This window comes from Parabacteroides sp. ASF519 (genome assembly GCF_000364265.2).
GTDB classification, from domain to species: Bacteria; Bacteroidota; Bacteroidia; order Bacteroidales; family Tannerellaceae; genus Parabacteroides; species Parabacteroides goldsteinii.
In genome coordinates this window covers 3,633,989-3,647,774 of record NZ_AQFV02000006.1, presented here as the reverse complement: position 1 = coordinate 3,647,774, position 13,786 = coordinate 3,633,989, and the positions used below count along the sequence as shown (strand labels likewise).

The window sequence follows — 13,786 nt, the reverse complement described above, 5'->3', positions numbered from 1 at the left end:
TAGATTTTTATTATTTACCGACAGCTTTTGCTCTGTATGAACAACGAGCAGTCCCTTTAATAATACTATTTAGTTTTCCTTTATTCAACTGGCGACGGATAGCCGAAACATTGTCGATGAACACGTGACCTTCCAGATGCTCGCATTCGTGCTGTACCACACGGGCAGCAAAACCATCTACCACCTCGTCATGTTCCTCCCAGTTTTCATCAAAATATTTCACCCGGATCTTGCTGGCACGGGACACTTTCTCATGTACGCCAGGAAGGCTCAGACAACCTTCTTCCATAGAAATCTCTTCTTCACTGCTTTCAACGATATCCGGATTAACCATCGCACGCTTGAATCCTTTACATTCAGGGAAATCATCTCCCATCACATCAGCATCGATCACAAGCAAACGAATCGACAACCCAACCTGGGGAGCGGCCAAGCCTACTCCATCGGCATTGTACATCGTATCGAACATATTAGCTACTAACTGCTTTAATTCCGGATAATCCCTGGGTACATCTTCAGCCTCTTTTCTTAACACAGGCTGACCGTATAAGTATACTGGTAAAATCATAAACTATAACTGATATTTTTTATTTTCTAAATATGATTGAAGGATAATAACTGCACTGATCTCATCCACCAGGCCTTTATCCTGTCTTTTTTTCTTCTTCAAACCTCCGTCGAGCATTGCCTTGTGCGCCAGGACAGACGTGAAACGCTCATCATAATATTCAACCGGAATATCCGGAATGGTCCGTTTCAGATGTGTCACGAAAGCCTCTACATACTTCATGTTTTCCGAAGGCTCGTTATTCATCTGCTTCGGCAGACCGACCACGAATAAATCCACCGGTTCTTTTGCCACATAAGCAGATAACCAGGAGACCAATTCCCCACTCGGCACCGTTGTCAGACCGTTTGCAATCATCTGTAAATTGTCTGTAGCTGCTAACCCGGTCCGTTTTCGGCCATAATCAATTGCTAGTATCCTTCCCATCGGCTGCAAAGATAGCACAAATATGCATTTGTATTACACAAATACACAAAAAGTGTGCAATTTATAAGTTTAATAGGCATTCTTTTCACCTTTAGACATGTTCAGAATCGTCACCACGATGATCTTCAGATCCAGGAAGAACGACCAGTTCTCAATGTACCACACATCCCGTTTCACACGTCCTTCCATCTGTTCGAGCGTCTTGGTTTCTCCCCGATAACCGGTTACCTGTGCCCATCCCGTCACTCCGGGTTTTACCAGATGGCGTACCATATATTTATCGATAAGAGCCGAATATTGCTCAGTGTGTTTCAGCATATGAGGACGAGGGCCCACTACCGACATCTCCCCTCTTAATACATTGATAAATTGAGGGAACTCATCCAGATTCGTACGCCGAAGGAAATCTCCGATACGGGTTTTACGCGGATCATCTTTTGCTGCCTGCAATTTATCGGCATCTGCATTGACCCGCATTGTCCGGAATTTATAACACTCAAATTCCTGCCCGTACAAACCGGTACGCTTTTGCTTGAAAAATATAGGTCCCGGAGATGTTGCTTTTATCAATATTCCTATAACGACATAAAGTATCGGATAAATGGTCAGTAAAATACCCAAAGAAAAAAGAATATCAAAAGTTCTCTTTAATGCCCGGTTATAAGCTGCTTGCAAAGGTTCACGGCGAACAGCCAATAATGGAATCGACTCCATTATTTCCATAACAAGACTCTTCTTTATATTCCTGTAAAACTCCGGAACAATATAGAAACGAATCATATGCTTTTCAGCAAAATTCATTATCCGCAATATCTTCTCGTCCTGCGTTCCAGGCAAAGTACAATAGATTTCGTCTATATCATTGGCTAATACATACTTCTCCACTTCATGCGTCATACCCAGGTAATTCGGCAACACACTTTGCAAAGACAGATTATCATCAAAAAAACCCATGATACTGAATCCATAGGAAAGATCATCCTTCATAACCCGGTACAATTCCATACCATTCTTACCTGCTCCTACAATAATAATTCTTTTAAAATTATGTCCTTTTCTACGGTACATCTTTAGTGTAACACGAACAAACACTCTCCAAAGAGCAAAAATTATAACTGTTACAGCAAAATAAACCAGCAGAAATGTAGCCAGGGCATCCCCTATATTCAGAAAGATAAGACAAGTAGCGAACAGAAAAACAAATATAGAGACCAACGCAAAGGCACGCTGTACAATTTTGTCAATAAAAACAACAGCCACATGCAATTGCATGGGAACAAAATAAAGGGCAAAGAAATAACAGAAATTCAATAAGAGAACAACCTCTCTCAAACTATAAGATATAGCTTTTGTATAAAATTCCCCAACCCATAATAGACAGCGAAGAACAATAGATTTAATACAACTAAATCTCCCATTCCTATCAGCCACTGGATAAGGTAACCATGTTTTTTGTCGAATTCCATAACTGTGTTCTAAAATTCCACAAAAGTAATGAATATTCTGTGCAAAAAAAAGGCTGCACAATAGAATGTGCAGCCTTTTTCAGATATAATTAAAAATAAATTAATTATTAGCAGACATGATAACAACACGGTTCCAGTTGTTTTCGCTGTACGGCTGTTCGTCAGAACCTCTCCATTCGATAGTAATCTGGTTAGAGTTGATACCGTATTTATCGATCAATTCTTTAGCAACGGCTTTAGCACGTTTTTCAGAAAGACCCATGTTGTATTTAGAAGTACCTGTGTTCTTATCAGCATAACCGATAACCTTGATCGGAGCATTGTTTGCCTTCATGAATTCAGCAGTGTTGTAAATACTGATCTGCTGGTTCTTATCGATCTTAGAACTATTCAGACGGAAGTATACTACATTGTCAACATAGTTGTTTACAACATTAGTTACAACTTCTTCGCATTCAGGACAAGATTCCGGACGTTTGCTCAATTCATCGTTAGCAGCACGCAATGAGTTGATCTGATTGTTCAGGTCGTTCAACAAAGCGTAATCCATTGGTTCCAATACTTCGAAATCAGTTTTACCCAGTTTGAATGTCAAACCAGCGCTCAGCTGAGCGATACCGTCTGTCAAGTGGAACATGTTAACACGGTTGAACTGTTCGTTCAGCAAAGAACCCTGAACTTCCACGTTCAAATCAACACGTTTGCTCAAACGGAAAGCAGTAAGGATACCAGCATTTAATGTAGGAGATTCTGTTCTAGCATATCCCTGATTTTCGAAACGCTGTGCATAACCGAAACCGACCCAAGGAATCAAACGGAATACTCTTTTTTCATTATAAACTCCCCAGAAATTGGTAACATCCCATAACAAGTCTACATGAGCAGCTGCATATTTGTTGTGCTGCATGATCTCTGCGTTGTCACCTACAAATCCGTGTAAAATACCACCGTTCAACTGAGTACGGAAAGCCAGATACGGGTTGAACCACTTACCAAACGAGAACTGAGGCGCAAAATTCAGACGGTTGCCAAAATCTGCTTTATTATTCTGGTCACCCAATAACATACTTGCACCACCGGCAACAGAAATAAACCAATTATCGCCAGCTTTGTTTTTCTTGAAATTTGTCTTATAACCTTTTTCAGTACTAAAACCAACTTGTGGTTTAAATTCCTGTGCTGACACAGAGAAAACAAAACCTGACAATAAAGCTAAAAGTAATACTTTAGTCTTCATATTCATCAACTTTTTAATTAAACAATCAATTACCTTAAATAACGCTCAAATTTAGAGCAAAATTAAATCTTTTTTTAACTAAAACAAAATAAATCTATGTTTTGTTCTTAATTTATTCAAAATAATTCAGAATTTTATATCCACCTTCTTTCAGATAGGATTCTTTTTTCATCAGCTTGATATCATTCTGCATCATATCCTGAATAAGAGTATCAAGGGTGTATTTCGGTTCCCACCCCAAACGGGTACGGGCCTTCGTAGCATCCCCGATAAGTAAGTCAACCTCGGTCGGACGGAAGTACTGAGGGTCAATACCAACTACTTCTTCACCTATCCGTTCTTTAAAATTTTCGAGATAAGCCTCACCTACTTTCTCTATAAACATTTTTTCGTCAATATAGTTTAATACTGCGACCTCATTAACATTTTCGCCTTTAAAAATGACTTCTACCCCTATTTCTTTAAATGCTTTACTGATAAAATCGCGAATAGTCGTCGTTATTCCGGTAGCAATAACATAATCAGAGGGTTCATCCTGCTGGAGAATCGCATACATGGCACGGACATAATCCTTGGCATGGCCCCAGTCACGTTTGGAAGATAAATTTCCCATATAAACTTTTTCCTGCATACCCAAAGCAATGCGCGAAACGGCACGGGTTACTTTACGGGTAACAAACGTTTCTCCGCGAAGCGGCGACTCATGATTAAACAGAATGCCGTTGGAAGCATGCATTTTATAGGCTTCACGATAGTTTACCGTAATCCAGTAACCATATAGTTTAGCAACAGCATACGGACTTCGGGGATAGAAAGGAGTCGTTTCCTTTTGAGGCACTTCCTGAACCAATCCATATAATTCGGATGTAGAAGCCTGATAGATACGGGTTTTAGGGATCAGGTTCAGCAGACGCACCGCTTCAAGGATACGCAACACACCCAGACCATCGGCATTCGCCGTATATTCAGGAGTATCGAAACTTACTTTCACATGGCTCATAGCTGCCAGGTTATATATTTCGTCAGGCTGCACCTCACCGATGATACGGGTAAGGTTCAGGCTGTCGGTCAGGTCGCCATAATGAAGGATCAGGTTCCGGTTCTCCACATGAGGGTCCTGATAAAGATGATCGATACGGTCTGTGTTGAACATGGATGAACGACGTTTGATACCATGCACCGTATATCCTTTTTTTACAAGATATTCTGCCAGATAAGCGCCATCCTGTCCTGTAATACCTGTTATTAAAGCTACTTTACTCATTTATATGAATTTATTATTGTTTGTCTAAATACCAGTTGTATAAAAGTTCCACACCTTCGGCAATCTCTATTTTATGATGCCATCCCAAAGCATGCAGTTTACTGACATCCGTCAGTTTGCGCAATGTCCCATCGGGTTTGGAAGCATCAAAAACCAGTTCGCCATCGAAACCGATCTTTTCCTGAATCAGCGTAGCGACTTCTTTTATAGATAACTCTTTTCCCGTACCTATATTTATATGTGTGTTGCGCACTTCATTTCCCTCCGGACGCACATCCTGAAAATCGATATGTTCCATAATATAAACGGAAGCATCTGCCATTTCTTCGCTCCAAAGAAATTCGCGGAGCGGTTTTCCGGTTCCCCACAGCTGCACTTTTCCCGGATAGATACCGTATTTCGCTAAAATAGCCAGGATGTTATTATCCGTTGCATTTCCGGCCACTCCTTCTACAGGACGTGCATTCAAATCTTTGCGCAAAGCCTCCCAATTATCGGTATGAAGACATTTGCCCAAATGAATCTTACGGATCATCGCCGGAAGCACATGCGAAGTCTCCAGATTGAAATTATCGTTCGGACCATACAAATTAGTGGGCATCACTGCGATATAGTTCGTTCCGTATTGCAGGTTATAGCTTTCACACATCTTTATCCCGGCAATCTTTGCGATGGCATAGGGTTCATTGGTATATTCCAACGGAGAAGTGAGCAGGCAATCTTCCGGCATCGGCTGCGGCGCTTCGCCCGGATAAATACAGGTACTGCCTAAAAACAGTAATTTCTTTACATTATTAATATAGGAAGCATGGATCACATTATTCTGGATCATCAGATTTATGTAAATGAAATCTGCGCGATACCGGCTGTTTGCCATAATACCACCCACATGGGCAGCTGCTAAAAAGACATATTCCGGTTTTTCCGTCGCAAAGAATTCATTGACTGCATACTGATCGGTCAGGTCCAGCTCTGCATGGGTACGCAAAACAAAGTTTGTGTATCCTTTCTGCTGCAAATTCTTCAGGATAGCAGAACCGACCAGACCACGATGACCGGCTACAAATATTTTACTGTCTTTATTCATTCCTTTATCAACTTCAATAAATATTGACCGTACTGGTTCTTTATCATCGGAGTAGCTGCTTCTTTCAGTTTCTCGTCATCAATCCAACCTTTCCGGTAAGCGATTTCCTCCAGACAAGCCACTTTCAGTCCCTGTCGTTTTTCAATCACCTCCACAAATGTAGAAGCCTCCGAAAGCGAATCGTGCGTACCGGTATCGAGCCAGGCAAAACCGCGTCCTAATAACTGAACTTTCAGCTCTCCGTCTTTCAGGAACTCCTGGTTTACAGTTGTGATCTCCAGTTCTCCGCGTGCCGACGGCTTGATTTGTTTTGCCACTTCGACCACTTTATTCGGATAAAAATAGAGTCCGACAACCGCGTAATTCGACTTGGGATTCTTCGGCTTTTCTTCAATGCTCAGCACGTTTCCGTCCGTATCAAATTCAGCAACGCCATAGCGTTCCGGATCGTTTACGTAGTAACCGAAGACGGTTGCTTTTTGTTCGTTCTCCACATTGTTAACGGCCTCTTTTAACATAGCCGTAAAGCTCTGTCCGTAAAAGATATTGTCGCCCAACACAAGGCAAACCGAATCATTACCAATGAATTTATCCCCTATGATAAAAGCCTGTGCCAAACCATCGGGCGAAGGTTGTTCGGCATATTCAAAATGCACGCCATAATCCGAACCGTCTCCCAGCAACCGCCGGAACCCGGGTAAGTCCTGCGGGGTAGAAATGATCAGGATTTCCCTTATCCCGGCAAGCATCAATACAGACACGGGATAATAGATCATCGGTTTATCATAAATCGGCAACAATTGCTTGGATACTCCTTTGGTTATTGGATACAAACGGGTTCCGGAACCTCCGGCCAGTACAATTCCTTTCATAAAACAGACTTTTAATTTTACTTAATACGGGGCAAATGTATATAAAATATTTCATTTTGAAGGCATGGAGGAAATACAATCGGCACCCTTAATTTACTTAATCGTGAAACCTTTCTTTCTTACGGTTTGTTACAGTAGAAATAATTTTTAAAGGTAACTTGATATGAATACATTTGACGAAAGAATCAGTTCCGCTGTAAAGAACTGGTGGGTTTCACTTTTACTGGGATTATTATATATCCTGATCGCAATATGCCTGATGTTCACACCGATGGCAAGTTATGTGGCTTTAAGCCTTTTATTCAGCGTCGCCATGTTCGTAAGCGGTACGCTTGAAATCCTTTTTGCCGTGTCGAACCGGAAGCACATTTCGAGCTGGGGCTGGTATCTGGCCGGCGGTATTATCGACCTGATACTGGGTATTTACCTCATGGCCAGTCCGGGACTGAGTATGACCGTACTACCGTTTATCCTGGCGTTCTGGTTGATGTTCAGAGGCTTTTCTTCCACAGGTTATGCTATGGACCTGAAACGGTTCGGAACCGGAAACTGGGGTTGGTATATGGCTTTCGGTATCCTGGCAATCATCTGTAGCATCGCTATCATCTGGCAACCGGGACTGGGCGTATTCACCCTCGTTTATATGATTGCTTATGCACTTCTTATCATCGGCATCTTCCGTGTAATGCTTTCTTTCGAACTAAGAAGCCTGCACAAAAAAGCGACAACTCCGCTACAGTAAAGTTTTTTCCCCACTTGAATGGGGCTTTTTCCCCACACGTATGGGTATTATTCCCCACATATATGGGGCATTTTCCCCACCTATGTCAAAAAGGTGGGGATTTTGTTTCACTAAATATCCCTGTCTGTCATTCTTCCAGCCTTAATCATTTGTTCAATTAAAAAAATAACGTAGTTTTGTAACGCTATAGATACAGAAAAACACATTTGGGATTAAATCTAACTAAAAATAATACTCACAGTGAAAAAGGAAGATGAAGAAAAGGTAAGCGGGCTACCCGAAAATGCCTACAGAGAACTCAAAGAAGGAGAAGTATTTAACCCGATTATGTCACCTCAAAAACAATACAGGGAAGTAACTCCCTGGTCTGTATTCTGGGGACTTGTCATGGCTGTCATATTCAGCGCGGCTGCCGCCTATCTGGGATTGAAGGTCGGACAGGTGTTTGAAGCAGCTATCCCGATTGCCATCATAGCTGTCGGACTGTCGAGCGGTTTCAAACGGAAAAACGCATTGGGAGAAAATGTAATTATCCAATCTATCGGAGCCTGTAGCGGTGTAATCGTAGCCGGAGCGATTTTTACTCTTCCTGCCCTGTATATCCTTCAGGACAAATATCCGGAAATTACCATCAACTTTTTTGAAGTATTCATGAGTTCGCTGCTGGGCGGCATACTCGGTATCCTTCTGTTAATCCCATTCCGGAAATATTTCGTTTCGGATATGCATGGCAAATATCCGTTCCCGGAAGCAACGGCAACCACCCAGGTGCTTGTTTCGGGCGAGAAAGGCGGAAGCCAGGCGAAACCGCTTATTCTGGCAGGTCTGATCGGAGGTTTATACGATTTTATTATTGCCACTTTCGGTTGGTGGAGCGAAACTGTCAGCACGCGCATTGTCGGAGTTGGTGAAATGCTGGCCGACAAAGCAAAAGTCGTACTGAAAGTCAATACAGGAGCCGCCGTACTGGGACTCGGTTATATCATAGGATTGAAATATTCCATGATTATCTGTGCCGGTTCATTCCTTGTTTGGTTGGTCATCATCCCGCTGATGTCCGCCATCTTCGGTGCAGACGTACTAACGTTGGGCAACGATGCCATTACAGCCACAGTAGGCAGCATGAGTGCCGAACAAATCTTTACGACCTATGCCCGCCATATCGGTATCGGTGGTATCGCGACGGCCGGAGTTATCGGTATTATCAATTCATGGGGAATTATCCGCGGAGCCGTCGGACTGGCAGCCAAAGAACTGAAAGGGAAAAATACGGAAGCTGACACAGCCACAATACGCACACAGAAAGATTTATCGATGAAGATTATCTCGATTGGTATCTTCGCTACGCTGATTGTTACTTATCTGTTCTTCCATTTCGGAGTGTTGGATAACTGGTATTATGCTTTAATAGGGTTGTTGATTGTCGGGATTATTGCCTTCCTGTTCACGACTGTTGCCGCAAATGCCATTGCTATTGTAGGAACAAATCCGGTGTCGGGTATGACGCTGATGACATTAATCTTATCGTCCATCATTCTGGTGGCTGCCGGACTGAAAGGAACGGCCGGTATGGTTTCGGCCCTGATTATCGGAGGTGTTGTCTGTACGGCACTTTCCATGGCAGGCGGTTTCATTACCGACTTGAAGATAGGTTACTGGCTGGGAAGTACGCCTGCTAAACAGCAGACATGGAAGTTTCTCGGCACCTTAGTCTCTGCTGCAACAGTTGGCGGTGTAATCCTTATCCTGAACCAGACGTACGGATTTACGACCGGGCAGCTGGCCGCACCGCAGGCTAATGCAATGGCAGCCGTTATCGAACCGCTGATGAGCGGTTCGGGAGCACCCTGGGTGCTGTATGGCATCGGTGCCGTACTGGCTATCGTTCTGAACTTCTGTAAAATTCCGGCACTGGCATTTGCACTGGGTATGTTTATCCCGATGGAACTGAACACTCCGCTGCTGATCGGTGGAGCCATCAGCTGGTATGTAGGAAGCCGCAGCAAAGACCAGGCATTGAATACGGCCCGTTTGGAAAAAGGAACATTACTTGCATCCGGTTTCATCGCAGGTGGTGCCTTGATGGGAGTTATCAGCGCAGCTTTACGTTTCGGTGGCATCAACCTGCTGAACGAAAAATGGTTGGAAGGAAACTTTGCCGAACCGCTGGCTGTTGTAATGTATATTGCATTGATGGCTTATCTGGCGATAAGTTCATTGAGCGCGAAAAAAGAATAAGATAAAGAATGGATGCACCGCTAGTTAATGTTGGGATTATGACGGGGAAGGCTCTCTCTTTCGTATTCAATGGAGAATATATCCATACGGAGAGCAGTTCCTTCCTGACGGGAGAACAACGCGCGTTGTTTGTAAACGGAAATATCGTGTATAACGGCAAGCTCTACAAGGAACTTTTCTTTGAACCGGCTTCGCCCCAATCATCGTTTGACCTGAAAGCTGTGACAATCGGAGTGGACTTCCACTGGCAACGCCAGGAAGACCAACGCTTCAAAGGAGCACTGAACCTGGTGGCAACGAATGACGGGATTGTTGTAATCAACAGTATTGACGTTGAAGAATATCTGACAAGCGTGATTTCGTCTGAAATGAGTGCCACAGCATCAAAAGAGTTGTTGAAGGCACACGCCGTAATCTCCCGCAGCTGGCTACTGGCGCAGATAGAAAAGAATTTCCGCCTGGGTAACGCTTCGGAAAAATATGAGAGTTGCCATCGCGACAATAACCAATTAATCCGTTGGTACGACCGCGAAGATCATACCATGTTCGATGTGTGTGCCGACGACCATTGCCAGCGTTACCAAGGCATAACCCGTGCTTCTACCGAAATCGTACAGGAAGCGGTCCACGAAACACGCGGCGAGATACTGACCGATGGCGAATCCATCTGCGACGCACGTTTCTCTAAATGTTGCGGAGGCGTGACCGAACAGTTCGAACACTGTTGGGAGCCGGTGCCCCACTCCTATCTGACAGTTGTACGGGACAGTAAAGAAACTTCTTATCCCGACCTGACCGACCCGATTGAAGCGGAAATGTGGATACGTAATTCTCCTAACGCATTTTGCAACACAACAAAGAAAAAGATACTCAGCCAGGTCTTGAACAACTATGATCAGGAAACGATAAATTTCTATCGCTGGAAAGTGTCTTACACCCAGGATGAGTTGTCCGAACTGATTCATCGTAAAAGCGGCATCGACTTTGGCGAAATACAAGACCTGGTACCATTGAAAAGAGGTACTTCCGGACGTATCGAAGAGTTACAGATTGTGGGAACCCGCCGTATTTATACTATCGGCAAGGAATTGGAGATACGGCGCACTTTATCGGAAACCCATCTGTACAGTTCCGCCTTTGTGGTAGACAAAGAAGATATACGCGTTCGTATTCCCCAACGTTTCGTACTGACGGGTGCCGGCTGGGGGCATGGCGTAGGACTTTGCCAGATAGGTGCAGCCGTCATGGGTGAAAAAGGATATGCTTATACAAAAATACTGGAACATTATTTCCGGGGAGCATTCATAGAGAAAAGGTATTAATCTAAAAAGGTCGCTAATCTCACGATAGCGGCCTTTTTTTGTGTTTACCTATCTTTCCGGTTCCTAGTGGAATCCGGTTGTCTTTACTCTCACGAGCTCTAACTGATTACAAAGGAATAAAGAATAAATCAAGAAGACAAACAAAATAGATTAATAAGGATATTTTCCCCACAAAAAAGGGAAAAACACCGATAAAATTCATTAGAACGAACCTGACATACGGTCCACAAACACCCTTATCCGTCCTCTAACGTCCTGCCTGAAAGAAGAAGTTTACATGATATTACATTTTAGCAAATTGTTGTTATCTTTGTATCCGAACGTTCGACAGGGACCAAATACCCTGCTCTACTTAATTAAATACTGGTGAATGAATAGTTATATCATCCTCTCTATAATTGCAATTTACTTTGGCATACTGTTGTTGATTGCCTGGATAACAGGCAGGAAAAGTACAAGTAACGATGCTTTCTTTCTGGGAAACCGTAAATCTCCGTGGTATATCGTATCTATCGGGATGATTGGGACATCGCTTTCCGGCGTCACCTTCGTTTCGGTTCCGGGGATGGTTCGCAGCATAGATATGACTTATATGCAAACGGTTTTCGGATTCTTTTTCGGATATATACTGATTGCCAAAGTGCTGTTACCGCTTTACTATAAATTGAAACTGACTTCTATCTACTCCTATCTGGGTGACCGGATTGGAAAGCGGAGTTATAAAACCGGTGCTTCTTTCTTCCTGCTTTCAAAGATTGTCGGGGCAGCGGCACGGCTTTATCTGGTTGTCCTGATTTTACAGCATTACGTCTTCAGTACCTGGAATATTCCTTTTTGGGTAACTGTTATCATCAGTATTTTTCTGGTTTGGCTATACACCTACCGGAGTGGAATCAAGACTATTATCTGGACGGATACGCTTCAGGCACTTTGCCTGGTTGCCATGCTGGTCGTCATCATCTGGAAGGTAAAAGATGCCATGGAACTGGATATGGAAGGCATGGTGCAAACCCTGACCGAGAATCCCCATTTTCGTATCTTTGAATTCAACGACTGGCACAGCACACAACATTTCGTGAAACAGTTTTTCAGCGGCATCTTTATCACCATCGTCATGACCGGGCTCGACCAGGATATGATGCAGAAGAACCTATCCTGCAAAAGCCTGAAAGATGCACAGAAGAATATGTACACCTATGGTTTTGCTTTCACGCCGGTCAATTTTCTGTTCCTGGCATTAGGTGTATTATTGTTGAGCCTGGCTTCTCAAAAGAATATCGAACTGCCGGCCTTAAACGATGATATTCTGCCGATGTTCTGCACTTCCGGAATCTTGGGGCATTCTATTCTAATTTTCTTTACAATCGGTATCATTGCAGCCGCTTTTAGTAGTGCCGATTCAGCATTAACGGCTTTGACCACCTCTTTTTGCGTCGATATTCTGGGAGTGGAAAAGGAGGAAGCGAACAAGGCTAAACGCACCCGATTGATGGTTCATTTGCTTATCTCTGCTCTGTTTGCCATAATAATCCTTATCTTTAAGGCCGTAAACAGCCGCAGCGTGATTGATGCCATCTATATGATTGCTTCTTATACCTACGGTCCTTTGCTGGGATTATTTGTCTTTGGCTTGTTCACCAAAAAACAACCGCGTGACAAATATGTTCCTTATATATGTATTCTCTCGCCGCTAATCTGTTTCGCAACGGATTACCTAGTGAAACAACATACAGGCTATGCCTTCGGTTACGAAATGCTGATGCTCAACGGAGCCATCACATTCTTCGGGTTATGGGCGGCCTCAGTCAAACACAAAACAATAAAAGTTTAAGAATATGGAAATCAAAAGTGCAGAATTTGTTATCAGTAACACAGACGTAAAGAAATGCCCCGCAGGAAACTTTCCGGAGTATGCCTTTATCGGGCGAAGCAATGTTGGCAAATCCTCCCTTATCAATATGCTGACAGGCAAGAAAGGTCTGGCAATGACTTCACAGAAACCTGGAAAGACATTGCTTATCAATCATTTTATTATCAACAACAACTGGTTTCTGGTCGACCTTCCCGGATATGGCTTTGCCCAACGGGGAAAAGAAGGAAGACAGAATATCCAGCGGATTATCGAAGATTATATCCTGGAACGTGAGCAGCTAACTAATCTATTCGTCTTAATCGACTGCCGCCATGAAGCACAGAAAATCGACCTGGAGTTTATGGAGTGGTTGGGTGAGAACGGAGTTCCTTTCTCCATCATCTTCACTAAAATAGATAAGATTAGTAAAGGCCGTCTACAAGAAAATCTGAAAGCCTATCAGGAAAAATTACTTGAAACGTGGGAAGAGCTTCCCCCTATCCTACTTTCTTCATCCGAGAAAAAAGACGGGCGGGAAGAAATACTTGATTATATCGATACAATAAATAAAAGTTTAAAAGGGTAGCATTATCCGGGAGCGACATGGTGTCGGTTGCACGGAATCGCCACAATTATACCGGAGCGGATACAATCATCCGCTCTGCAAGGTTGCGCTTCACCAAGTATAGTTGCCGTGCAACCACAGCCTCCT

11 protein-coding genes and 1 pseudogene are annotated in these 13,786 nt (G+C 43.3%); 5 read left to right on the top strand and 7 right to left on the bottom strand.

Annotation, left to right across the window (positions count from 1 at the left end):
* Positions 1–10 precede the first annotated feature (10 nt).
* The 7 genes and pseudogenes from def to rfbA all read right to left on the bottom strand — a co-directional run bounded on the left by def (position 11) and on the right by rfbA (position 6,920).
* Positions 11–568, bottom strand: coding sequence for a peptide deformylase (gene def / locus C825_RS14260; protein WP_007657090.1), 558 nt, complete (start codon positions 566–568; stop codon positions 11–13).
* A gap of 3 nt (positions 569–571) precedes the next feature.
* Positions 572–994, bottom strand: coding sequence for a Holliday junction resolvase RuvX (gene ruvX, locus C825_RS14255; RefSeq protein ID WP_044214382.1), 423 nt, complete (start codon positions 992–994; stop codon positions 572–574).
* A gap of 69 nt (positions 995–1,063) precedes the next feature.
* Positions 1,064–2,460 (bottom strand): annotated as a pseudogene (locus C825_RS14250) (undecaprenyl-phosphate glucose phosphotransferase).
* A gap of 100 nt (positions 2,461–2,560) precedes the next feature.
* The gene (locus C825_RS14245; protein ID WP_007657093.1) at positions 2,561–3,697 is read right to left on the bottom strand and encodes an OmpA family protein; all 1,137 of its coding nucleotides are present in this window, start codon (positions 3,695–3,697) and stop codon (positions 2,561–2,563) included.
* 112 nt (positions 3,698–3,809) lie between these two features.
* Positions 3,810–4,961 carry a GDP-mannose 4,6-dehydratase gene (gmd, locus tag C825_RS14240; protein WP_007657094.1) on the bottom strand — a complete coding sequence of 384 codons (1,152 nt, stop codon included), beginning with the start codon at positions 4,959–4,961 and terminating at the stop codon, positions 3,810–3,812.
* Positions 4,962–4,974: 13 nt separating this feature from the next.
* Positions 4,975–6,048, bottom strand: a complete 1,074-nt coding sequence (locus C825_RS14235; RefSeq protein WP_010802954.1) for a GDP-L-fucose synthase family protein — start codon at positions 6,046–6,048, stop codon at positions 4,975–4,977.
* Positions 6,045–6,920: a glucose-1-phosphate thymidylyltransferase RfbA gene (gene rfbA / locus C825_RS14230; RefSeq protein ID WP_007657099.1), complete on the bottom strand. Its 876-nt coding sequence runs from the start codon at positions 6,918–6,920 to the stop codon at positions 6,045–6,047. The genes C825_RS14235 and rfbA overlap by 4 nt, the downstream gene beginning before the upstream one ends.
* A gap of 163 nt (positions 6,921–7,083) precedes the next feature.
* Between rfbA and C825_RS14225 the strand changes: the two genes are divergently transcribed.
* From C825_RS14225 to yihA, 5 genes are all read left to right on the top strand, one after another.
* A complete protein-coding gene (locus C825_RS14225; protein WP_010802953.1) occupies positions 7,084–7,662 on the top strand; it encodes an HdeD family acid-resistance protein in 579 nt (192 codons plus the stop codon).
* 240 nt (positions 7,663–7,902) lie between these two features.
* A complete protein-coding gene (locus C825_RS14220; protein ID WP_007657105.1) occupies positions 7,903–9,900 on the top strand; it encodes an OPT family oligopeptide transporter in 1,998 nt (665 codons plus the stop codon).
* Positions 9,901–9,908: 8 nt separating this feature from the next.
* Positions 9,909–11,222 carry a SpoIID/LytB domain-containing protein gene (locus tag C825_RS14215; protein ID WP_010802952.1) on the top strand — a complete coding sequence of 438 codons (1,314 nt, stop codon included), beginning with the start codon at positions 9,909–9,911 and terminating at the stop codon, positions 11,220–11,222.
* A 370-nt stretch (positions 11,223–11,592) separates the two neighbouring features.
* A complete protein-coding gene (locus C825_RS14210) occupies positions 11,593–13,053 on the top strand; it encodes a sodium:solute symporter (protein ID WP_010802951.1) in 1,461 nt (486 codons plus the stop codon).
* Positions 13,054–13,057: 4 nt separating this feature from the next.
* Positions 13,058–13,660 (top strand): ribosome biogenesis GTP-binding protein YihA/YsxC, encoded by a 603-nt coding sequence (gene yihA / locus C825_RS14205; RefSeq protein WP_007657110.1) that lies wholly within the window; start codon positions 13,058–13,060, stop codon positions 13,658–13,660.
* Positions 13,661–13,786: the final 126 nt, after the last annotated feature.